Below are 21,835 nucleotides of genomic sequence, written 5' to 3' on the forward strand. Positions count from 1 at the left end.
GAAATCTGGTCCCCCAGAATTGGGGCGGAGGGGCCTCTTATCCAAAAAGCAAACGACTAACTCGTGCGGACCGCAGTGATGAACATCCCCTTTCCCGCCCGAAGGGCCTTTAGCAGGGAAAGGGGACAAACGAGCCAAAGCGAGTTGAGGGGATGGGGTCCCTACCCCGCCATCCCCAGCGCCCCCAGCAGATCGGGCGTGTCCACGGACGAGGCGTAGTGCTTGATGTCCGCTTCGAACTGCTGCTTGAAAATCCGCTGCGTGCCCAGTTCGATCAAGTCGATCAGGAAGCCCGGCGGATCGTACGCGACGGTGACGGTGACGGCGGAGCCGCCGCTCTTTTTCTCGCGTTTGACTTCGACTGTGAGGACATAAAGGAACTCTTCGCCCAGGCTCTGCCAGCAGATCGTGTTGGCGGCGCACATGGTGCGCTGGGCGGGGAACTCGATGTGGCGGCCGGCGATCATGATCACCAGTCGGGCCAGGTCCTCATGGTCGCCGCGCGCGATGGCGCGGACATGCGTGAGACGCGAGGGCAGAATGCCGGCGTCGGTCCAGTCCGCGTACACCGCTTCGGGGGTCGCGTCCAGGGTCATCGTCATTTCGTGTGTAAATTGCACGGAAATCTATCCTTTAGTCAAAACGGAAAGGCCGCCGAGATAGGGCTGAAGCACCTCTGGGATGCGCACGGAGCCGTCGGCCTCCTGGTAGGTCTCCAGAAGGGCGGCGAGCACTCTCGGCAGCGCGGTGCCGCTGCAGTTGAGCAGGTGCGGGAACTCAGGCTTCGCTCCCGGTTCGCGGCGGAACCGGATACTGCCCTGGCGGCTCTGGAAGTCCTCGCAGTTGGAGCAGGACGACACTTCGAGCCAGCTGTCGACGCCGGGCGCGTACGCCTCGACATCGTAACACTTGGTTGCGGCGAAGGAAATATCCCCGCCCGCGAGCAGCTTGATCCGGTACGGCAGGCCGAGCGCGTCCAGCACGTCGGTGGCGTCGGTGAGCAGGCTCTCCATCTCGTCGTAGGACGTCTCGGGCAGCGTGTACTTCACCATCTCGACCTTGTCGAACTGGTGGACGCGCAGCAGTCCCCGGGTGTCCTTGCCCGCAGCGCCGGCCTCGCGGCGCCAGCAGGGCGAATACGCCACATATTTCAGCGGCAGGTCGCGGCCATCCAAAATCTCATCGCGATGAATATTGATCAGCGCGGGTTCGGCGGTCGGCAGCGCAAAGAGATCGTCCTCAGCGTCGTGGTACATCTCCGGCGTAAACTTCGCCAGATGGCAGCTTGCCTTCATGCTCTCACGGGACAGAAAGAACGGCGTGGCCCACTCGGTATAGCCATGCTTATCTTGATGAAGATCGAGCATGAACTGGACCAGGCCGCGCTCCAGGCGCGCGCCGATCCCTTTGTATAGTACAAAGCCGCTGCCCGAAAGCTTGGTTCCGCGCGCAAAGTCGATAATCCCCAGATCCGTCGCCAGATCCCAGTGCGCCTTCGGCTCGAAATCGAACTTACGCGGCTCGCCCACGGTCTTGGTAATCTGGAAGTTCTCTTCGTCTCCGGGCGGCGTCGTCTCATGCGGCAGGTTCGGGATCAGAAAGAGCTTGGCGTCCAGGTCTTCTTCCAAAGGCCGTCGGCTCTCCGCCAGCACGGCGATCTGGTCGCCCAGCTCGCGAGTGTGCGCCTTTGCCGCTTCGGCTTCCTCGAACTTCTTATCCTTCATCAAGGCGCCGATGCTCTTGCTGGATGAGTTCAAATCCGCCTGAAGCTGCTCGCCTTCGGTCTTGTTGGCGCGAAGCTGCGCGTCGATTTCCAGAACGCCATCCACGGCGGTCGGGTCGGCGTTGCGGGCCAGCAGGCGCGTCTTCACGCCATCGGGATCGGTACGTAAGAGTTTGATATCCAGCATTGCGCTATTGTACCATAGGAGACCGACGTAAGAAAAGCAATATCATACGCAAATTCAGACCAGGTCCGTTCCAAAACTTCTCGATGACACAGGGACGGACCGTGGATTCGCGCGTTCCGCCCTGACATACGCGCCTCTCCTCGGGTACAATTACTGTCTAGCACTCAATTTTTCGCCAATCGCGCGATTTCCAGACAAAGGCTGCATTGTGGCAAACTCGAAGAAATTCTATCTCACAACCCCCATCTATTATGTCAACGGCGTTCCGCACGTCGGCTCCGCAACCACAACGCTCGTGGCGGATGCGCTTGCACGTTACCATCGGCAGCGCGGCGAGGAAGTCTTCTTCCTGACCGGCACCGATGAGAATGCGCAGAAGGTGTCGGACGCCGCCGCGAAGCAGGGTGAGGAGACCCAGGCGTTTGTCGACCGGATCTCCAGCCGATTTGTGGAGACGTGGAAGTTTCTGGATATCTCCTACGACGACTTTATTCGAACCACCGAGCCGCGACACAAAGAAGTCGTGCAGGAAGTGTTCCGCCGTCTGCGTGAGCGCGGCGACGTTTACGCCGGCAAGTATGAGGGCTGGTACTCCGTCTCCGATGAAACGTTCTTCCGCGACTCCGAAGTCAAAGACGGCGTCGCGATCGAAAGCGGCGCCAAAGTCGAGCGCGTGACGGAAGATGTCTATTATTTTAAGCTCTCGGCTTATGGCGAGCGCCTGCGCGAGTATATCCACGCCAACCCCGCATTTTTGCAGCCCGACACGCGCCGCAACGAAGTGCTGGCCTTTATCGACGAGGGCCTGCGCGATGTCGCCGTGTCCCGCCGCAACACCGGCTGGGGCATTGAAACGCCCGACGATCCGTCGCAAGTCGTCTATGTCTGGTTCGACGCGCTGATCAATTATCTGGCCGCCACGGGCTGGCCCAGCGATCCGAATTGGGAGACGCTGTGGCCGGCGGACCTGCACTTAGTCGGCAAAGAGATTTATGTCCGTTTCCATGCGACCCTCTGGCCGGCGATGCTGATGGGCCTGGATCTGCCGCTGCCCGCGCATGTCCTCGGCCACGGCTGGTGGCTGGTGGGCGGCGAAAAGGGCGCGAAGTCGAAAGGCAATATCCCCACGCCGCAGGAAGCCGTGGATTATCTCGTCGCCGCCAGCGGCGCGACCCAGGGCGCGGCCATTGACGCCTTGCGCTACTATCTCATCCGCGACATCTCCTTCACCGGAGACGCCGAGTTCTCCCTGGCGACATTGGTCGAGCACTTCAACTATCATCTCGCCAACGATCTTGGCAACTTGCTCAATCGCACGCTGAACATGCTCAAGCAGTATCAAGACAGCGTCATCATCGAAGCCGCCGCCGCGACCGCAGAAAGCTCCGTGGCGACACTCGCCCAGGAAGTCTACCGCGAAGCGACCGAAGCGATGGAGAAGCTCAATCCCGGCGCCGCGCTGGTCGCGATCTGGAAGCTGATCGCCGCCTCGAATAAGGCCATCGACACCTCCGCCCCCTGGAAGCGCCAAAAAGAAGGCGACAAGCAGGGCGTCACCGAAGCCCTGTATGAAGTGCTGGAAGCAAATCGTATTGCGAGCGTCCTGATCGCGCCGTTCATGCCCTACGCCTCCGCCCGCATCCGCGAGCAGCTTGGCCTGGATCCGAGTGTCGTCCCTGCCTGGGAGACCGCGTCAGAGTGGGGCCTACTCGCCACGGGAACGCAGACGCTCGAAGCGCAGCCGATCTTCCCACGCATCAATATCAAAGAACTGAACGCCAAAGAAGCCGCGTCCAAGCCACCGAAGGAAAAGAAAATCGTGAGTGAGCCTATCCCGACGCCCGAAGCGACCACCGTTGCTGTTCCGGAGCCCGCCGCCGAAACCGCGCCCGCGACCGACGCCGCCACGCCCGCCGAAGTTATCGATGACACGATCACCATTGACGATGTCGTCAAGCTGAAGCTGAAAGTCGCCGAGATCAAGACCGCCGACCGTATCAAAGGCGCCGACAAGCTCCTGCACCTGACGATCGACGTCGGCGAGGCCGAGCCGCGCAACCTGCTCGCCGGAATCGCCGAAAGCTACGCTCCGGAAGACCTGATCGGCAAAAAGATCGTCGTGATCGCCAACCTCGCCCCCCGCAAGATGCGCGGGATCTACTCCCAGGGGATGCTCCTCGCCGCCACCGACGCCAACGGCCGCGCGATCTTAGTGACGCCGGAAGACCCAAGCGTCGCGCCAGGATCGGAAGTTCGCTGATTTGCTGCCGGTCTGAACGCGCAAACGCCCCGCTTCTTCTCTATAAAGAAAAAGCGGGGCGTTTTTGTGCTCGGTCATTCAGTCGTGAACGTGGAACGTCGGCGAGTCGCCGGACACGGAAAATGGCGTGCTCCCACCGTAGAGTTTCTCAGGGCGGAACCACTTGACATGACCATCCGTGAAAGCGTAGTTGCCGCCGCCGGTATGGACCTGTACGGCGCCGTTGTAATTGCCAAAGCCGCTCGGTGAGTAGTTCATGGCCTGATCGTCACACGGAGCAGTATTATGCTGAGGAACGATCAAGCCGCTGCAGTCGTGTCCCGCGCCGTAGGGACGCATACTGCTGGCGTTGTAGGGATACGCCTCCATCAGTTGGACTGTGGACGAAGGATTGCTGACTGCCGACAGAGGCTGACCAGAGTCGGAGATGTCCCAGGCCGACATTCTGCCGTAGTCCACATATCCCAGCATGGAGTTGTAATTGAATGTGACGGAATAAGCCGCAAGGTCGAGCGAAGTATCTTGAGCTCCCGGAAAATCAGGACAATGATAGGCTGCGACTGATTTGACATAAGGCTGAACTAAATTCGCCCAGCCGACCTGCCCGGCGATCGTGTCCAGATTGACCATGGGATAGGTCTCATCGTAATCCTGCACATATTGAATAATCGCCAAACCCAGCTGTTTCTGGTTCGAAGTGCAGCTGATCTGGCGAGCTTTCTCACGAGCTTTGGCGAAGACGGGGAAGAGGATCGCGGCGAGAATCGCAATGATAGCGATAACCACGAGCAGTTCAATCAACGTAAATCCCGCGCGAATGCGGGGAGACTGGCGGTTTTCCATACGTGCTCCTTATCGAGAACTCGAACCAAGCGATAAAACGGTTTCGAAACCGCTGGGACATTGGCTATTCTTAATAAACCGCCGCCGCAAGCTGTGAGGCTATCGGCGCGAGTCTCGGCACTGAGTGGAAATTTATTCCCAAGACTATTCTATCATACGGTCCCACTCACCGAATAGGGATTCCCTGACTAGCACATGGAAAATATTGATTCACCACTGGATTCGCAGGCCACATGTAAAAGAAACAGAGCGCGCGAAACAATCGCGCGCTCTGTTCTGGAGTGTTCTATTCGACGCATCAGGCGGCGACGGGCTCTGGATTGATCAATCGATTCAAAGTGCCTTCGATCGATTTCAGGCCCACATCGCCCGCCGCGCGGCTCTTGAGGTTGCCGTCGGCGTCGAACAGGAAGTAGTACGGCCAGTAGCCCTGGGTCTGGAACCGCTCGCCGATTTCGTGGTAGCCGTCCACCGCGACCGGTTCGTCGATCCCGAACTCCGCCATGATCTTCTTCACGGCTTCCAGGTCCGTATCCGACTCCTGGCGCGGCATGTGAACGGAGACGAAGTTGACTTGGCCTTCGAACTCCTTCTTCCACGCCCCGATGGTCGGCATGTTGTTTTTGCAGATGTAGCAGGAGACGGCCCAGAAGTAAACGAGGGTCGGCTTGCCGGCAAGCGACTCGCTCTTGACTTCCCCGTTGAACCACTCCGTGGCGCCGTCCAGGCTCGGCATGGGAGTTCCGCTTTTTAACGGCATGACGCTTCCCTTTCTGTCGTTTTGGTTTTAACCTTTGAGGGTCTTCTGACCGGGTTTCCAGTCCGAGGGGCAAAGGCCGCCGGTCTGAAGTCCCTGCAGAACGCGAAGCGTCTCATCGACGCTGCGGCCCAGGTTCAGGTTGTTGATCGTGGCGTACTGAAGCACGCCTTCGGGATCGATGATGAACAGACCGCGCAGGGCGATGCCCTTTTCGGTGATCAGGACGCCGTAATCCTCGGCGACATGATGGGTCATGTCCGAGATGATCGGGTACGCCAGGCCTTCGATGCCGTTGGCCGAACGCGGGGTGGACGCCCACGCCTTGTGGCTGTAAACACTATCCGTGCTGGCGCCTAAAATCTCGGTTCCAAGTTCCTGGAACTCTTCATAGCGGTCGGAAAGCGCGGTGATCTCGGTCGGACACACGTGTGTGAAGTCCAGCGGATACCAGAAGAATACGAGCCACTTTCCCTTGTAGTCGGAGAGGCTTACGTTATGTCCGAGGCGAGAGCCGTCGGCCGGGTCGAAAACGGGAGCGGTGAACTGGGGCGCGGGTTGCCCCACCTTGGCGATAGCCATCGTAATGAGAAGCCTCCATCTATGCTTTTAACTGAGTGATCGATTGTTGAACAACGGCGCAGGGCGAGGAGTTTCCCCGCCAAACGCCCTTATTATACCTAAGCCAAAAGACGAAAATGGCCCAATTTCACTCAGCGCGCAATGATTCCAAAAGCCCCATAAGCACGGAATCCCCGTCGGGAGCCGCCATCGCGCCGGCGGCGAGAAGCTCGTCCCAAAGCGCCGCCGCCTCGCCGCCGGTGAAGTCGCGCTCGGCGAACGAAGTTTCGGGAGACTGGAGACAAATCACGGTTTTGCCCGCCTGGGCGGCATGCAGCGCGGCGCGGAGGTTGGCGAGATTGGCGCGGCCGAAGGGCACGTCCGTAACGACGACGGCCTGCGCCGTAAGCGCCGACGCTTCGATCCGGCGCGCGGCTTCTTCCGACAGCGCGGTGAACGGCGCTTCACTTACAGAGGGGACGCCGAGCATCTCGGCGGCCTCCAAGTCGGTATCGCCGATGTTCAGCCCAGCGGCGCGCACGCCCCACCCGGCCTGGCGCAGCCGCAGCATCAGTCCCGCGCCCGTACCGCCGCCACAGACGACCAGAACATCTCCTAGAGGCGCTTCAGGAGCAGCCTCATCGGATATCTCGGGGTCATGCGGGAGAGACAGGATCAAGGGACGGCCGTTGGTCGGGTGGCAGCGTACCCAGACGCGAGCGCCATAGGCGGCGCGCACATGCTCGGCGGTGAGCACTTCGGCGGGAGCGCCGAGCGCGATCACTCGCCCGCCATGCAGCAGGGCGAGACGGTCGCAGTATTCGGCGGCCAGGTTCAGATCGTGCAGGACGGCAAGGACCGCCACACCGTCGTCGTGCGCGAGCGAGCGCACCAAAGACAGCAGCTGGGCCTGATGGTGGATATCGAGGTGCGCCGTCGGTTCATCAAGCAAGATGACACCTGGTTCCTGTGCGAGCGCCCGCGCCAGCAGCACGCGCTGCCGTTCGCCGCCGGACAGGGTGGAGGCGATCCGGTCCGCCAGATGCGCGACGCCCGCCTGCGCCATCGCCCGGTCCACGATCTCGGCGTCGCGCGCCGTCGCTCCCGCAAAGGGATGGCGCGGCAAGTGAGGTGAGCGTCCCATCTGCACGACTTCGCGCGCCGTGAACTCAAAGGCCACTTCCGTACTCTGAGGCACCGTCCCAATCGACTGCGCCGCCTGCCGCGCCGTGCGGTCCCGAAACAGGTCGCGATCCTCCAGCAGCACGGCGCCTTGCCTTGGCCGCAGCGTCCGTGACAGCGCGCGGATCAGTGTGGATTTCCCGGAACCGTTCGGCCCGACCACCCCCACCAGCTCGCCGCCGCGAAGATCCAGAGAGAAATTCCGCAGCACCGGCTCCGCGCCGCCGTAATCCAAATCGATTTTTTCCGCCGCCAAACGCATCGCATCAAATATCCTTAATCGATTATAGCAAATTTCCCGGTAAGGCGCACAGGTATTAAAGCCTAGCCGTTCGGGTACAAGGTGATAGGCGGAAATCCCCAGTGCGATACGCCGAAAACGGATGCGTTAAAATTCTGAATACCCAGACGAAGGATATTGGGGAGCGAACGCCGAACTAAGCGATTGCATAGCAACGCTCACTCGAAGATGAGGTTACCGTTATCGTCAGGCGAGGCAAGTAACACCTATGGCCACGACAGCCGACCAATCTTTCAATACACCCGCAGGCCGGGGACGACCGGAAGCAATCGGAACGGTCTTCCCAGAAGCCGTTGCGGATGCGAGTCATGCGGATGATCTCGTTTCCTATATCAATCGCCTCACCCGAACTAAGCTTCTCACGCCCAGCGAAGAAAAAGTTCTGTCGAGACGAGCCCTCTTTGGCGACTCCGCCGCCAAGGAGCGATTGATCGAGGCCAACATGCGCCTCGTCGTCTCCATCGCCAAGAACTATCTCGCCAGCGGCATTCCTTTAGAGGACTTGATTCAAGAAGGCGCGATCGGCTTGATGACGGCCACAGAGCGGTTCAACCCGAGTATGGGATACCGTTTCAGCACCTATGCTACCCAGTGGATCCGGCAGAGCATCGGCCGGGCGATCGACAACAAATCGAAGTCGATCCGCCTCCCCGCGCACATCTCCGAGTCCCTGCGCAAAATCGACCGCTCTCGTTCCGAACTGCGTCGTGAGCTAGGCGAAGAACCCACCATCGAACAGCTGTCTGAGCATACAGGCCTTTCGCTGAAAAAGATGAATAGTCTTCTTCAAACGACCCAGGAGCCGGTTTCGTTGGACATGACGGTCGGCGACGACGACAGCACTTCCCTCGGCAACCTCGTGCTCGACAAAAGCGCGCCCAACCCGCAGGACGAGCTGATCGCCAGCGAAATGCGCGGTGAGATCGAAGCCATCTTAAATACGCTGGATGATCGCGAGCAGATCGTCATGCGCAAGCGCTTCGGGTTCGACGAGGACGACAAGCTCGTCCTTCAGCAAATCGGCGACGAACTCCATATCTCCCGCGAACGCGTCCGCCAGATCGAAGCCCAGGCCCTGCGCAAACTACGCTCCGCCGCCCGCAAGAAACGCCTGCGTGATTACCTCCAGGCATAGTCAATTAGAAATTATTTCACGCAATCAGAAAGCCCCGCCGAAATTCGGCGGGGCTTCATTTATGTCTATTGTCGATCGTAAACTCAGGCCGGCGAACGGAGGCCAATATCCTGCGCGAGCTGCTTTTCCAGATGCGTTTCCTGCTCCAGCGCTTCTTCAAACGCCTTCACCATCGGCGTTTCTTCGCCTTCGTGCTGGCTGAGAGTGTCCGCGACGATCTCGCGATAAGGCGACTTGCCGTCGAACTTCGCACCGCGCCGCGCATCAGAGTCCGCGCCATCCTGACGCTTCAGCCAAACGACTCGCGCCACGGGAACCGCCACCATGGCGGCAGCCGCCCAGAACAAGATTTTCTTCACGTTCATGTCCGTCCTCCATCTGAAATATACCCAGCGAGCGGCGGACAATAAACCGGCTGCCTGCCTTATGGCGGCTGTATTCGTTATCGGATATCGAGAAATTTGTGCGTCTGCAAGGACAGTCGAAAAAGCGTGGGGTATTCCTTGACGGCGTCAATACAAAGCGCGATGGCGTCTTTATTTAAGGCGTTTGGCTGGAGGAACGTCATGCGGCCGTGCGCGCGGACGCCGGCCAGCGCGCGCGCCAAATCCGTTTCGTCGTCCACAACGTATTTGAACTCCGCCGCGTTCGCTTCGTACCAAACGTCCAAACGGCCGCCCTGCGGCTGCTTGGGCGAAACGGTCACGTGATCGATCCCCCAGCCCGGCTGCGGACGCGTGCCGTTTGTCTCCATCTGCAATTGGTATCCGCGTGCATGCAGCAGATCACAGAGCTCCTGCAAGTCTTGGATTGTCGGCTCCCCGCCCGTAAAACAGACCCAGCGGCAATCGGGCGCGAGTTCAGCGATCTCGTCCGCGATCTCCTCGGGAGTTCCAAGCCGCTGCACACGAAAATCCGTGTCGCAGAACTCGCAGGCCAGGTTACACCCGGCGAAGCGCACGAACACCGTCGCCTGCCCGGTGCGCAGCCCTTCGCCCTGAAGCGAATAGAAAATCTCCACAAGCGGCAGCGCCCCGGACTTCGCCGCCGCCATGGCGTCGCGGGTGGCTCCTGCGGGGTCGGGAGTAGCCCCCTGGTAGGGCCGGCCGTTATGAGGATGAATGACGAGCGCGCTGGACATGCCTTTATTATACCTCGCCCCCAAAGTCTCGCCCACACGGCAAAGTTTCTTAGAAATCACGTATAATAAAGCCTCAATTACTACACTCGTTCGCCATTATCATTCCCGAAGGAACGCCCCATGCCCCACTCGAAACGCCTGCCGATCCTCGCCGCCGCGCTCTTCGTCACGCTCGGCGCAATCGCCTCGCCCGCTTCCGCCGCGAAAGCGAAGCCTAAAAAGCCGTCCGCAGCGAAGCGCCCCGCCGTCAAAGCTCCGAAAGCCGCGTCCATCAACGCATATGATGTCTTTCTGGCCGCGACCAAACTCGCTGTCGATCAACAAAAGGTCGGCTTCGCGGTATCCAAAAATCACAACAGCGGCAACCCGCTGGACCATGTTTACACGCTGGAGGAAAAGACGCAGCTAATCCAGGAAAACGCGCCGGCGCTCGCCAAACTGCGTGAAGGCTTCGCTTACACCTACCATAATCCACCCGTTCTCTCCTTCACGACCATGATGCCTTACTACAAAGAGTTTCGCGCCATGGCGCGGCTGCTGGCGCTCGAAGCGGATGTCGCGAACGAAAAGAAGGATACGCGAACGGCGATCAACAGTTCACTCGACGCCATTCAGCTTGGCGAGATGATCCAGCGCGACAGCCCCGTCATCGGCATGCTCGTAGGCGTCGCGTGCCAGGCGATCGGCCGGCGGCCGCTGCACGACATGATCATCACGCCGGATTTTGGCGCAGACGGGACCAAGGAAGGCGCACAGCGGCTGTCACGGATTATGGCGCTGCATGTGCCTTACACGGAGATCTTAAAGATCGAAAAGCAAGCGAACATCACCAGCGCCAAGGAGCTTTACAGCCATCCTTCGATTGCCGTGCAGGCCGCCCAGACCGCCGGCGGCAACGACGATTCCAACGGCCAGGAAGAAGCGGCGAGGCAGATGTTCGCCATGATGCTACAGTCGGATAAGGACCAAGTCATCACGAGCTATGAGAACCAAATGGACAGCCTGATCGAACGTTACGGCCAGCCGTACGACAGCACGCTCATTCCCATCTCACGGCAAAGCGACCCACTGTCACTCTCTACATACAAGCTCATTTACGAAAGCCGCTTCAAGGACGTGACGTCGGAGATGTCCAGCCGCTGCGTGATGACGATGCTGGCGCTGCGCGCCTACTTCGCCGATCACAAATCCTACCCCACCACCCTTGAGGCGCTGACGCCCGAGTATCTTCCACGCGTCCCCGGCGATCCGTTTGCCCAGGACGCTCCGCTGCATTACTCCGTCACGGGAGACGGGCTGAACGGCTACAGTCTTTACAGCATTGGCCCGGATAAAAACGACGACGGCGGCAACCCGGCGGTCAACCCGTCCGCGAAGTCGGAAAATACAAAGATGATCCTTTATCCGGACTCGCTTGGCGACTTCAACGCGTTTCTGAACCATTACTAACGACAGCTCGGTCGGAGGATACCCACATAGACATCTCTCAAATCGCACGCGAGGCCACGAACCTCTTGCGCCAGGGTAAGTTCGGCGATGAACTTGCCCGATACTATTCGGACGACATCGTGAGCATCGAGCCGGGCGATCCGCCCACGGAAACATGCGGCCGCGCCGCCGTCGCCGCCAAAGTGCAGGCGTGGTTCGACGAATACGAAGTCCACAACGTGACGGCAATGGAACCATTGATCCACGGAGACCGTATTGTCATCGTCCTGGACATAAACATGACCGCGCGTGCGGACTGGCAAGCCGTCAGCTTCCAGGAAGCGGCGATGTATCAAGTACGTGACGGCCAAATTATCGAGGAGCGATTTTTCTTTTAAAGTGGGGGATGGGCAGGCGAAATGAGGAAGTAATTCCCATTTCTAATGACGAATATATGTACGCAAGTGACACAAACACCTACACAGGAGAACACCATGTCCGTATCAGAAATCGCGAAGGGTCTGGTCGACCTTTGCAAAGAAGGCAAGTTCGAAGACGCGATGAACCAGTACTACTCCGATGACATCGTGAGCACGGAACCGATGGGCGACGATCCCGTTTCTAATGGCATCGAAGCCGTCCGAAAGAAAGGCGAGTGGTGGGTTGCGAATTTCGAAGTGCACAGCGTGGTCGTCACCGGCCCCTTCGTGAACGGAGACCAGTTCATCGTCGGATTTGAGCTCGACGCCACGAATCGTCCCAGCGGCAAGCGTGAGACGATGAAGGAAGCGGGACTGTACACCGTCAGCGGCGACAAGATCGTCGATGAGAAGTTCTTCATGTAAGTGATCTCGGGAGCGGCGCGATAACTCGCGCCGCTCCCGATTGTCATTTCCGTACAAGGAACCGATCCGTGATTTCACCGTTCGCCAAAGCGCTGACTGCCGCTCTCATCATCTTTTCGTCGTGCATTTCTCCGGCCGCGACTTCAAAGCATTCCCACAAAAGCCATCCGGCAAAGACGACGATTTTCGACAAAACCTTTTGTTCGAACAGGCTCACGCCGCACGAACCCGATCACATTTACGCGGATTATCGGCGCGTTTCACCGGACGGCAAGTATGTGGCTCGTGTCACGCTAGGCGACGGGGAAGTCGGATATGCGACCGTGTATCGGAACACCGCCGGCGCGCATCCATGGGCTCACGCCAAGAAAGTCAGCCGTGAATTTGACGACATCCGCAACTGCGCCTGGCTTCCAGGGCGCCCGCACTCATTTGTCGTCGCGACCGGCGGCGCGGACTATGGAGCCGGCTACATCATTCTCTGGACCGGCAAAGGGAAGACGCGTTTTCTACAGCGCGCCAGGGTTGAGGACGGCGAAGGCTACAGTATTCAAAGCATTTCGCCGAACGGACGCACTCTGGTGTACAGGCACTCCGGCTACGACCGCCATGACGTCGAATTCAATCGAACGCATAGCCTGAATATCCCGCGATAAAAGTCGTCGGCAACTTAATTTATGTTCCTGGGTCTCAATGATCGGACGCCGATAAAATATCGGCGTTGGGGAGATTTCAGACACATGCCAGTCAAGACGTCCAAGAATTTCATTCTATTCATTACAATTGCCTGCGCAATAGCAATCCTACCTCCCTGTGCATTCGGCGGCGTCGTCACACCGACCAAACAGAGTGCCGCGCCGATCAGATCACATAACGCCTACGACTACTTTGTCGCCGCCGGCAAGCTGGCTCGGGAAAGCAACAGGGACGCTCAGGTGGAGCGGGCGGGGGGATGGACGCCGGAGTCAGGCTCTCCGCATAAGTATACACTTGCGGAGAAAATGGCTATTCTCAAAGCGAATGAACCGGCGCTTTCGCTCGCTCGCCAAGGATTTCCCTATCCCTTTACACCACCGTCTGGGACCAATCCACCGAATGATCAGGCCAGGAACATCCCAGGCTTTGCAAGCTTTCGTCATCTCGCCCGGCTCTTAAGGTTCGAAGCGCAGGTACGCGCAGAAAGAGGCGACTGGGCGGGGGCGATGGAAAGCGATCTGGACGCCATTCAGCTGGGAGAAATGTCGGCGCACGGCGGCGATGTTATCACAAAACTTGTCGGCGAAGCGGTCGTGGGGATCGGACGCGTTGGGATGTGGGATATTACCCCTCATCTCAACGCGGCGCAGGCGAAACATGCCGCCGCCCGTCTCGATGAGATTGAGAAACATCGCGAGCCGCTGGCGAACGTGATGCGCACTGAGAAATCGAGTTCCAGGCTCATGCTGGAAAGCATGCTGACGGAGATAGAGAAACAGAAAAAGAAATACAGTAAGCGCGAATTTCAAGAACAGGGAGTTAATATCGACGCTGTCAATCCCGCCAGGCTTCGCCTCGCTCAAACACGCGCCATGGACTATGATATCGCGATCGCATCCAAACCATATGACCTGAGGAGTAAAGACATCGCCGATGCGGACCCATCTGGATTGATCTACATCCCGTCGGGGACGAAACTCAAGTTCCGGGATACATTATCAATCGCTGAGGCCGAGCTTCTGCGCGCGACGCTGGGACTGCAAGTCTATCACGAAAAATTCGGCCGCTACCCAGCATCTCTGACACTGCTCACACCGTCGATACTCGCGAAGGCGCCCATTGATCCCTTCGCCCGCGATGCGCCCTTGCGTTACCGCTTGCAGAATGGCGGCTATTTGCTGTACAGTGTCGGACCGGACACCAAAGACGACGGTGGCGCCCCCATCAAGAATGAGGCCGCAAAAACCGATAAGGCGAAAGCGCTCGTTCTGCAGAATTCTCCCGGTGACATCATCGCCGGCGTGAATAAAAATTAACTATTTCTCGCTTGGCGGCAGAGAACGATATGAAAACCACCACAAAATATTCGCTCGCGCTGATGTCCGTGATAATCGCGACGCCAGTGTTGTCCTCGCATGCACAGGGGGGCTCTAAACCTGCCGCCGTCACATCCACCAACGCTTATCGGTATTTTGTGGACGCGGGCGCGGCGATGGATGTGAAGGGCGACGAGCTGAGCCGGGCGCTCGGGGGCGACGGCCCTGGCGCGGCGACGACTGCGTTGACACCGGCGCAGCGTGACGATCTTGTGCGCCGAAACGCGAAAGCGCTCCGGCTTCTGCGTCAAGGCTTCGCCTTTTCGTTCACGCCTCCGCCGGCGGTGAATGGGCTGACGCCAAGCGGCTTCTTCTCGGAGGTGGCGAAGTTTCGCGCATTGGCCCGCCTGCTCAGAGTGGAGGCGCAGAGTCGCGCGGCGCATGGCGACTGGGCCGGCGCGGCCAATTCGGATCTGGACGCCGTGCAGCTAGGCGAGATGTGCGTGCGCGGAGGGTCGGTCATCGCCGAACTGGTCGGAAACGCCGTGCAGGCGATCGGGTGCGTGGACCTGTGGGAGAAGATCGGCCATCTCAGCGCCGCTCAGTCACGGCAGGCGATTGCGCGGATGGATCGGATCGCGCGTCTGCACACGCCGCTGGCGGACGTTCTCCACCAGGAAGAGCGGGAATATCTGGCGCTGCTGAAAGTGATCTTCCAGCAGCCGGATTGGCGGGGCAAATTCGCCGACCAGATCCTCAGCGACAAATCGGCGGTCGCTTTGCTCAGCAAGATCGATCAGAAAACGATCACGCAGGGATACACGAGTTACATGGACAAGCTCGCCGCCGCCGCGCGCCGTCCATACAGCAAGGCGCGACTGGAAGCTCTCCAGCCCTCGCTCGCTGTCCTGAGCTTCGCCGCCATCAGCGCCCCGACAGTCCTATTCGACGCCAACGCACGCACGCAGAACGCCCTGCTGCGCGCAACACTCGGCCTGCGCATTTATCAATCCGAACACGGGCGTTACCCCAAAACCCTCGCCGCGCTCACCCCCGCCATTCTGCGCACGCCCACGACCGACCCCTTCAGCGGCGCGCCGCTGCGATACCGCCTCAGCGGCGCCACATATGTTCTGTACAGCATCGGCCCGGACGGACGCGACGATCGCGGCAAAGCGATTACCGACCTGCATCCATGGTTAGAAAGGGCGCGGCATCGAGTGGATCGCAACTCGCAGGGCGACATCGTCGCCGGCGTGAATAAAGGCTGACCAAATCGAATAAGAAGCCATGGAAGAAAATTCGCTAGCAGAACGCTTGGATGAAAATAGACAGACGCCATCCCTCCTCGCAAAGTCAATTGCGTATGGGATGCTTATCAGCCTGATGATTGCTGTCGTCACCATTTTCTACTGGGCTTCCAAACCTCCCTTACCCATACCGCCAGCCATCATGCCGACGCCGAACGCCTATGACGACTTTATGGCCGCCGGGAAACTCTCTGCGGACACAAAGAAAATTGGCTATGCGATTATGGTCAATCATATTACCAAACGTCACGAGGATCGAACTTACACGCTCCAGGAAAAGACGAAGATGCTGCAAGAGAATCGGCAGGCGCTGATGCGGGTTCGGATCGGATTGACACACGAGTGCGGAAACCCTCTGTCCCGAACGGTCGATCTTGGACTCAGCGAACAACAGCCTTTCCTCAGCCTAAGTCGCCTGTTCACACTGGAATACCAGGTCTGCGGCGCCAGTGGCAATCATTCTGCGGCGATGAAAAGCTGCCTGGATCAGGCGCAATTCGGCGCGGTCTTAATCAATGACTGCACTTACGTGGATGTGAGCCGGGGAATGCGTTTCCAAAGAGTAAGCTTTGCGCACGGCTGGGATGAACTCCCCCATTTGAACGCCCGAAGCGCCGCCAACGCGGCGCTTCGCCTGGAACAGATCGACCGCGCGACCATCCCGTTCGTAGCGATGCGCGCGGAGCAAAAATGGGCAGGATTGACGCTAATCCAGCAGGCGATGATCCCACCGAATCGAAGACAAGACCCGATCGCCCAGGCGCTTCAGCGGCTAAACGAGCGTCGTTTTGCGGACGACATGGACCGCCTGATCCAAAAGGCGAGCACTCCATGGTCGACTCTCGTCCATGACGTTGCCCCTAAAAAGCAGAATGCTGTGTATATCATGGCCAACTTGCTGGAGATTGATGACCACAATGGCTATCAATATTTTCACACGGCCGCCAAGCGTCGGCTGTTTCTGACAGCGCTCGCGCTGAAAGCGTATCGCGACGATACTGGCGCATATCCTACTTCGATCAGTCAGCTCACGCCGCGCTACTTAACCTCCGTTCCCATCGATCCCTTTAGCTCACAGGCAAACCCGCTTCAGTACAAACGAAATGGGGCTGCGTATTTACTCTACAGCGTGGGACCAGACGCCAAGGATAACGGAGGGAAGGCGGCGCAATATCACCCAACCAGCAATCAACCACTGACAGCCGCAAACCGATATTTAATCGGTTACGACAGCGTCGGCGACATCGTTGCCGGCGTGAACAAATAAAACACGTCTGCAACCTTGCTTGCTAGAGAAGGATTTTTCGCAAAAGCCGAAGAACCATAAAGCACTGTCCACGAAGAGCAGGGATGTCATGGAGCAAGCCATCAGCGAAACCGATCCTTCGGGGGATAAAGTCATCAAGCCGAACGCCACACCTTTGTCCTGCCGATTTCTCACCGACAACCCCTATCGCCTGCTTTGCGTTCCCTCCTCGGAAAGCCCCCGCGCGCTGCGGCAAAAGGCCGCCGCGTGCGATCAGGCGCGGAAGGTTGGCCTGCCCATCGATGTCGGGCTGGATGCTGTTTTTGGACGAGCCGACCTGGAGGATTGCGCGGATAAGGTCCGAGCGCTCACCGCGAACGCCGCCACCCGGACGATCTATCGGCAGATGTGGCCCTACGAGATCAAGCCGCTCAGCCGCGCGATGAACTCTCTGGCGGATCTGAGCGCGCTCAAGGAGGCGCAGAAAGATGCGCCGGCGTTTTTCTGGCTGCAGATCGATTTTCTGGAAAACTGGTTTCAATTTCGGATCGACGGGAACCCCGATGCTCTGGCGCGCGCGCTCCATTCGTTCGCTCTTCTCTTCGAAGACCACGAACATGACGCCTACCTTTCGGATCTGCTGAACCAGGAAGGAGAAGATCAGGACGAGACATTCAATTTCGTCGCGGAGGCTCAGAACGAACTTACCCGCTCTCTCCTGAAAGACACATGCCGGACTGCGCTAGGGGCGCTGGAGGCGTTCGACGCGGGGCGATTCCAATCGATCGTTATGTGTCTGGAAAAAAGTCGATTCGATTCAGACTTTGTGACTCGGGCGATGTCCGACGAGTTTGGGACTTATGGCGGACGCACTCTGGAGATCTTGACCACGCAGTCCCAGCAGATCGCGCGGTCGCTTGCTTCGCCAGACTATTCCCTCAAAGGCTTCTGGATCGATAACAACCCGTATTACCTTCTCCACCATTTGGCGCACGCTCTGCACGAGCGGCTTCCCGCGGCGCAGCTTTGGATCGAAACGATCCACGCCGACGCCGATAGGATCTTGGAGGCGCTGATTTCCCGATGCAAGCCGCGCAAAGACAGCACGGCGCAGGATCTCGCGGAGATGAAGAGCGCGCTGCTGGAGATCAAATCATTGCCGCTGGACCGTCCAGCCCAGGCTTGGGTGGACCAGCAATTGGAGTGGGTCGCAAACGCGCGCCGCCCGAAACAGCCGGCGGCTGCGCCGGGTCAGATCGACGCCACTCGAGTCTCCCCGATCAAGCATATTCCCAGACTATTCGATTTCAAGGGTACGGGAATTCGATTTCGCGAGGCGCAAACATTTCCTGCGGCGCCGCAGTGCCGCGTCAGCACGCTATTCGTCACGCTGTTCCGCATCCCTCTATTTCCACTGGGACGATACCTGGTGTCGTCCGACCTGGACGGCAAGGTGATATTCTGGGGAAAACTTCCGTTCACCTGGCGGCATCGCATCGCCGTTCTTGCGCTGATTACCGTGATGGCATGGGGCTATCTGGCGATTATCAATCTTACGAACCCACGTCAGCCCGTGGCGCCACAGGCCAATGTCTCTGCTTCGGCGGATTCACTGTCCTACCAGCCCGCCCCCGCGCAGCTGGCTGAGCCCGAGCCACAAACAGAGAAAGACACACTGTTTGAGGAAGGCAAACGCCTGCAAGCCGAAGTGGACGGTGAGCTCGCCGCTCTCAAAATCGAGAAACAAAAGCTGGAAGACGCGGAAGCGGCGCTGGTGCGTCAGTCCGACCGACATTCCGCCGAAGCCCGCAAGATTGAAGCCGACCGAAAGAAACTCAATCGAAGAAGCCAATCCGCCATCGATGCCTTCAATCGAAATGTGGATGAATCCAACGCCAACCTCGGATCCTACGATCGTTCAAAAAAGCGCTGGGAGAAGGCGTCCGACGCCTATAACGTCAAGGTGGATCAGACGAACAAAAAATTGAGCCGACTGCGTGAAATCATCGCCATCGTCAATGGGTAATGCGCCCACACCCGGAAAATGACGGAGAAGAATCGATTGCCCAAACAAAAACCCGCCTCTCCCAAGGGCGATATCCCAAACGAACCTTCACAGCGACGCGCGGCGGGATGGGCGCTTGATGACAAGATCGCCGTCGACGTCGCTCAGCTCACAAAGCTAGCCGTGGCGATATGGCGCATCGATCGGCGCGCTCAGCGCGCCGAATACACGCCGGAGCCGGTCAAAATCGCTTGTGAAAGCGCGCTGGAGCGCCTTGCGGACTTGGAGATCCGCGTGGAAGATCTCATCGGACACGTCTATCATGACAATCTGCGCGTGAACGTGGTGGAGCAGATCGGGACACAAGAATTGCGCATCACGGAGTGCCTGTCGCCTGCGGTTTATATCCAGGGACAGCTCACAGCGACGGCCGCCGTGGTCGTGACGGGCGCGGACGCGCAAGACGAGAGCTAGGAAGAAACACAATGCAGCGGCAAACAGTCGATTATGGAATTGATCTCGGAACGACCAACTCGGCGATCGCGCGGGCGGCCTCCGGCGGGGTCGAACTGGTCCGCAATCGCGCGCTGGGACAGACGACGCCCTCGGCGGTGGCCCGAACGAAAGCCGGTCAGATCCTCGTCGGGCAGGACGCGCTCAACAAGCCCGGACTATCGCCGGCGACGAAGTTCAAGCGTCTGATGGGAACGGCTTCCAAAACCGCGATGGGCGACGGCGTCTTATGGTCGCCCGAAGAGCTGTCGGCGGAGATCCTCAAAGACCTGCGCGGCTCGGTGCAGCGCCGCTTCAATGTCCAGCCCAGCCACGTGGTGATCACAGTCCCGGCGATGTTCCAGCAGCCGCAATGTGAGGCGACGCACCGCGCGGCGGAGCTTGCGGGCCTGACCGCTATCTCCTTGCTCCAGGAGCCGATCGCCGCCGCGACGGCGTATTTGAACGACGATCCCGAGGAAGGCTACTATCTCGTATATGACCTTGGAGGCGGCACGTTCGACGTTTCTATCGTCCGCGTTCTGGCGAATGAAATGAGCGTCGTCGCGCACGGCGGCGACAATTTCTTGGGCGGCGCCGATTTCGATCGCCTGGTCGCGGAGTGGACAGTCAAACAGCTGAAACCCAAGCTCGGAACGGCGCCGGAGCTGGACCAGCCCGTCGCCCACTTTCACCTGATGTCCGCATGCGAACGGGCGCGGATCGACCTGTCGGATGTCTCCGAAACGCTGATTGACCTCAGCGACCTTGAACTCCCCGTCGACAGCATCGCGCTGAGCCGCGCGATTCTGGAAGACCTCATCTCCCCGCTGGTCGCCCGCACCCTGCGGCTGACGCAAGAGCGGCTGGATCAGGCGGGCCTGCGTCCGGGCGATGTCCGATCGATCCTTCCCGTCGGGGGACCGACGATGACGCCCTATGTCCGGCACATACTAAAAGAATCGCTTGGGATACCGATTTCTTTTGATTCCGACCCGATGACCACAGTCGCGACCGGAGCCGCCATCGCCGCCAGCTCGATCCTTCTCCCGCACCGAAGCCGGACCGCCGAGGCGCCCCGGGAGCACGCGGCGATTGAGCTGTTTTACGAGCCGGTCTCTCCAGAGATCACCTGCACAATCGCCGGCAGGGTGGCCAGCCCGGCGGGGTTCAGCGGCGAAGCGCGCCTCGTGCGCAGCGGCGGCGACTGGGATTCCGGCTGGCTGGCTTTGCGCGGCGGCGCCTTCCAGTGCGAACTGCTGCTGAAAGAGCGGGCTTCGACGGACTTTGAGATCCACCTGCGCGATCTGAAGGGCGATGTCCTGCCGGCGGACCCGGCGTCCGTGACCGTCCGTCACGGCGTCGCGGTCGCGGTTCCCGTCACACCCTACGATTACGGCGTCGCGCTCAGCGACGGCGCTTTTTTGCCGATCATCAAACGCGGCCTGCCGCTTCCCGCCGTCGGCTCGGAAATCAGTCTCCGTGCGGCGCGCTCGATTCCGGCGGGCTCCACGGACGCTCTTCCCATCTACTTCCTGGAAGGCGTAAGCCGGATCGCGGAGGACAACGCCAAAGTGGGAGAGATTCGGATCCAAGGCTCCGACCTGCCGCGCTCCCTGCGCGAAGGGCAGACGATCGAGATCCGTATCCGTATGGACGAATCGCGAAAATTAGATGCGCGCGTCTCCATCCCGGCGCTGGACATGGATTTCAAAGTCCCTCTGACATCCATGATCGACGCCCCGAATGCAGAGGATATTCAGCGGTCCTTCGAAGAATCCACAGCGGCGATCTCCGAAATACAATCGGTCGTCGAACCAGCCGACGAAGAACGTCTGCGGCGCTCACAGCGCGAGATTGAGATTGTGGAGGCCGAGCTGCAGCGGGTCGACCGCAGCGAACCGGGCTCGGCTGAGCGTGTCGTGCAGAAGCTCATGCCGATCAAGTCCGATATCCGCGAGCTTCAGCAAAAATACGGGCTGGACGCCGCATACAATCAAGCTCTGGAGATGATCCACAAGGCCGAACAAATCGTGGCGCAATTTGAGGACCGCCTCGCCGCGAGCAGCCTTGGAGACTTGCGTGAGGACGCCGAGCGCTGCCGCCGCCTTGGCGACCGCGATGGATTGAAAGCCGTTCACGAACGCGCCGATAACCTCTTCTGGCGTTATTATCGCCAAACGCCGGAATGCTGGATCGGTCTCGTGGCGTGGCTGAAAGAACAGCGCCAGTTTGCCAGCGAAGCAATCCCTTATGACGAATACCTAAAGCGCGCGGACGACTGTCTGCGTCGGGAAGACTTCGAAGGCGTCCGTTTGAACGGCGTGCAGGCGATGTCGTACTTGCCCGACGCAAAAGTGGCGGATGGGAGATTCGCGAACTCGGGAGTTACGAAGTGATTAAGAGG

The 21,835-nt window shown here is 59.3% G+C and carries 20 protein-coding genes; 12 read left to right on the forward strand and 8 right to left on the reverse strand.

Annotation, left to right across the window (positions count from 1 at the left end; genetic code table 11):
• Positions 1-161: 161 nt before the first annotated feature.
• Positions 162-620 carry a hypothetical protein gene (locus tag ABIZ35_RS28290; RefSeq protein ID WP_348223299.1) on the reverse strand — a complete coding sequence of 153 codons (459 nt, stop codon included), beginning with the start codon at positions 618-620 and terminating at the stop codon, positions 162-164.
• A 6-nt stretch (positions 621-626) separates the two neighbouring features.
• Positions 627-1,910 carry a serine--tRNA ligase gene (serS, locus tag ABIZ35_RS28295; RefSeq protein WP_348223300.1) on the reverse strand — a complete coding sequence of 428 codons (1,284 nt, stop codon included), beginning with the start codon at positions 1,908-1,910 and terminating at the stop codon, positions 627-629.
• Between the two features lie 208 nt (positions 1,911-2,118).
• Between serS and metG the strand changes: the two genes are divergently transcribed.
• Complete coding sequence (metG, locus tag ABIZ35_RS28300; protein ID WP_348223301.1) at positions 2,119-4,170, forward strand: methionine--tRNA ligase; 2,052 nt, start codon at positions 2,119-2,121, stop codon at positions 4,168-4,170.
• A gap of 78 nt (positions 4,171-4,248) precedes the next feature.
• Here the strand turns inward: metG and ABIZ35_RS28305 are convergent, their stop codons facing one another.
• The 4 genes from ABIZ35_RS28305 to ABIZ35_RS28320 all read right to left on the reverse strand — a co-directional run bounded on the left by ABIZ35_RS28305 (position 4,249) and on the right by ABIZ35_RS28320 (position 7,775).
• Entirely contained in the window at positions 4,249-5,013 is a 765-nt protein-coding gene (locus tag ABIZ35_RS28305) for a DUF1559 domain-containing protein (protein ID WP_348223302.1), read from the reverse strand.
• A gap of 298 nt (positions 5,014-5,311) precedes the next feature.
• Entirely contained in the window at positions 5,312-5,773 is a 462-nt protein-coding gene (locus tag ABIZ35_RS28310; RefSeq protein WP_348223303.1) for a TlpA disulfide reductase family protein, read from the reverse strand.
• Positions 5,774-5,800: 27 nt separating this feature from the next.
• The gene (locus tag ABIZ35_RS28315; protein WP_348223304.1) at positions 5,801-6,352 is read right to left on the reverse strand and encodes a peroxiredoxin; all 552 of its coding nucleotides are present in this window, start codon (positions 6,350-6,352) and stop codon (positions 5,801-5,803) included.
• Positions 6,353-6,479: 127 nt separating this feature from the next.
• Positions 6,480-7,775: a heme ABC transporter ATP-binding protein gene (locus tag ABIZ35_RS28320; RefSeq protein WP_348223305.1), complete on the reverse strand. Its 1,296-nt coding sequence runs from the start codon at positions 7,773-7,775 to the stop codon at positions 6,480-6,482.
• A gap of 247 nt (positions 7,776-8,022) precedes the next feature.
• On the opposite strand from ABIZ35_RS28320, the gene ABIZ35_RS28325 reads away from it, so the two are divergent.
• Positions 8,023-8,949 carry an RNA polymerase sigma factor RpoD/SigA gene (locus ABIZ35_RS28325; RefSeq protein ID WP_348223306.1) on the forward strand — a complete coding sequence of 309 codons (927 nt, stop codon included), beginning with the start codon at positions 8,023-8,025 and terminating at the stop codon, positions 8,947-8,949.
• Between the two features lie 83 nt (positions 8,950-9,032).
• On the opposite strand, the gene ABIZ35_RS28330 is transcribed toward ABIZ35_RS28325, so the two are convergent.
• Positions 9,033-9,314, reverse strand: a complete 282-nt coding sequence (locus ABIZ35_RS28330) for a hypothetical protein (RefSeq protein ID WP_348223307.1) — start codon at positions 9,312-9,314, stop codon at positions 9,033-9,035.
• 77 nt (positions 9,315-9,391) lie between these two features.
• Complete coding sequence (locus ABIZ35_RS28335) at positions 9,392-10,090, reverse strand: 7-carboxy-7-deazaguanine synthase QueE (protein ID WP_348223308.1); 699 nt, start codon at positions 10,088-10,090, stop codon at positions 9,392-9,394.
• 120 nt (positions 10,091-10,210) lie between these two features.
• Between ABIZ35_RS28335 and ABIZ35_RS28340 the strand changes: the two genes are divergently transcribed.
• The 10 genes from ABIZ35_RS28340 (at position 10,211) to ABIZ35_RS28385 (ending at position 21,827) form a co-directional block, all read left to right on the forward strand.
• A complete protein-coding gene (locus ABIZ35_RS28340; protein WP_348223309.1) occupies positions 10,211-11,539 on the forward strand; it encodes a hypothetical protein in 1,329 nt (442 codons plus the stop codon).
• Positions 11,540-11,580: 41 nt separating this feature from the next.
• On the forward strand, positions 11,581-11,916 hold the full coding sequence (locus ABIZ35_RS28345; RefSeq protein ID WP_348223335.1) for a nuclear transport factor 2 family protein: 336 nt from the start codon (positions 11,581-11,583) through the stop codon (positions 11,914-11,916).
• A gap of 96 nt (positions 11,917-12,012) precedes the next feature.
• The gene (locus ABIZ35_RS28350; RefSeq protein WP_348223310.1) at positions 12,013-12,363 is read left to right on the forward strand and encodes a nuclear transport factor 2 family protein; all 351 of its coding nucleotides are present in this window, start codon (positions 12,013-12,015) and stop codon (positions 12,361-12,363) included.
• A gap of 68 nt (positions 12,364-12,431) precedes the next feature.
• Positions 12,432-13,019 (forward strand): hypothetical protein, encoded by a 588-nt coding sequence (locus ABIZ35_RS28355; RefSeq protein WP_348223311.1) that lies wholly within the window; start codon positions 12,432-12,434, stop codon positions 13,017-13,019.
• Between the two features lie 84 nt (positions 13,020-13,103).
• Positions 13,104-14,375, forward strand: coding sequence for a hypothetical protein (locus tag ABIZ35_RS28360; protein ID WP_348223312.1), 1,272 nt, complete (start codon positions 13,104-13,106; stop codon positions 14,373-14,375).
• Between the two features lie 29 nt (positions 14,376-14,404).
• Positions 14,405-15,646, forward strand: a complete 1,242-nt coding sequence (locus tag ABIZ35_RS28365) for a hypothetical protein (protein ID WP_348223313.1) — start codon at positions 14,405-14,407, stop codon at positions 15,644-15,646.
• 115 nt (positions 15,647-15,761) lie between these two features.
• Positions 15,762-16,952 carry a hypothetical protein gene (locus ABIZ35_RS28370; RefSeq protein ID WP_348223314.1) on the forward strand — a complete coding sequence of 397 codons (1,191 nt, stop codon included), beginning with the start codon at positions 15,762-15,764 and terminating at the stop codon, positions 16,950-16,952.
• 88 nt (positions 16,953-17,040) lie between these two features.
• The gene (locus ABIZ35_RS28375) at positions 17,041-18,957 is read left to right on the forward strand and encodes a hypothetical protein (RefSeq protein ID WP_348223315.1); all 1,917 of its coding nucleotides are present in this window, start codon (positions 17,041-17,043) and stop codon (positions 18,955-18,957) included.
• Between the two features lie 36 nt (positions 18,958-18,993).
• On the forward strand, positions 18,994-19,410 hold the full coding sequence (locus ABIZ35_RS28380) for a hypothetical protein (protein ID WP_348223316.1): 417 nt from the start codon (positions 18,994-18,996) through the stop codon (positions 19,408-19,410).
• 11 nt (positions 19,411-19,421) lie between these two features.
• Complete coding sequence (locus ABIZ35_RS28385) at positions 19,422-21,827, forward strand: Hsp70 family protein (RefSeq protein WP_348223317.1); 2,406 nt, start codon at positions 19,422-19,424, stop codon at positions 21,825-21,827.
• Positions 21,828-21,835 lie beyond the last annotated feature (8 nt).

It is taken from the genome of Capsulimonas sp., assembly GCF_039929585.1.
Taxonomy (GTDB): Bacteria; Armatimonadota; Armatimonadia; order Armatimonadales; family Capsulimonadaceae; genus Capsulimonas.

Coding starts and splice junctions, on each gene's coding strand:
- serS (WP_348223300.1), bottom strand. CDS start 1,910: ATGCTGGATATCAAACTCTTACGTACCGATCCCGATGGCGTGAAGACG.
- ABIZ35_RS28305 (WP_348223302.1), bottom strand. CDS start 5,013: ATGGAAAACCGCCAGTCTCCCCGCATTCGCGCGGGATTTACGTTGATT.
- ABIZ35_RS28310 (WP_348223303.1), bottom strand. CDS start 5,773: ATGCCGTTAAAAAGCGGAACTCCCATGCCGAGCCTGGACGGCGCCACG.
- ABIZ35_RS28315 (WP_348223304.1), bottom strand. CDS start 6,352: ATGGCTATCGCCAAGGTGGGGCAACCCGCGCCCCAGTTCACCGCTCCC.
- ABIZ35_RS28320 (WP_348223305.1), bottom strand. CDS start 7,775: ATGCGTTTGGCGGCGGAAAAAATCGATTTGGATTACGGCGGCGCGGAG.
- ABIZ35_RS28325 (WP_348223306.1), top strand. CDS start 8,023: ATGGCCACGACAGCCGACCAATCTTTCAATACACCCGCAGGCCGGGGA.
- ABIZ35_RS28330 (WP_348223307.1), bottom strand. CDS start 9,314: ATGAACGTGAAGAAAATCTTGTTCTGGGCGGCTGCCGCCATGGTGGCG.
- ABIZ35_RS28335 (WP_348223308.1), bottom strand. CDS start 10,090: ATGTCCAGCGCGCTCGTCATTCATCCTCATAACGGCCGGCCCTACCAG.
- ABIZ35_RS28340 (WP_348223309.1), top strand. CDS start 10,211: ATGCCCCACTCGAAACGCCTGCCGATCCTCGCCGCCGCGCTCTTCGTC.
- ABIZ35_RS28350 (WP_348223310.1), top strand. CDS start 12,013: ATGTCCGTATCAGAAATCGCGAAGGGTCTGGTCGACCTTTGCAAAGAA.
- ABIZ35_RS28360 (WP_348223312.1), top strand. CDS start 13,104: ATGCCAGTCAAGACGTCCAAGAATTTCATTCTATTCATTACAATTGCC.
- ABIZ35_RS28365 (WP_348223313.1), top strand. CDS start 14,405: ATGAAAACCACCACAAAATATTCGCTCGCGCTGATGTCCGTGATAATC.
- ABIZ35_RS28370 (WP_348223314.1), top strand. CDS start 15,762: ATGATTGCTGTCGTCACCATTTTCTACTGGGCTTCCAAACCTCCCTTA.
- ABIZ35_RS28375 (WP_348223315.1), top strand. CDS start 17,041: ATGGAGCAAGCCATCAGCGAAACCGATCCTTCGGGGGATAAAGTCATC.
- ABIZ35_RS28385 (WP_348223317.1), top strand. CDS start 19,422: ATGCAGCGGCAAACAGTCGATTATGGAATTGATCTCGGAACGACCAAC.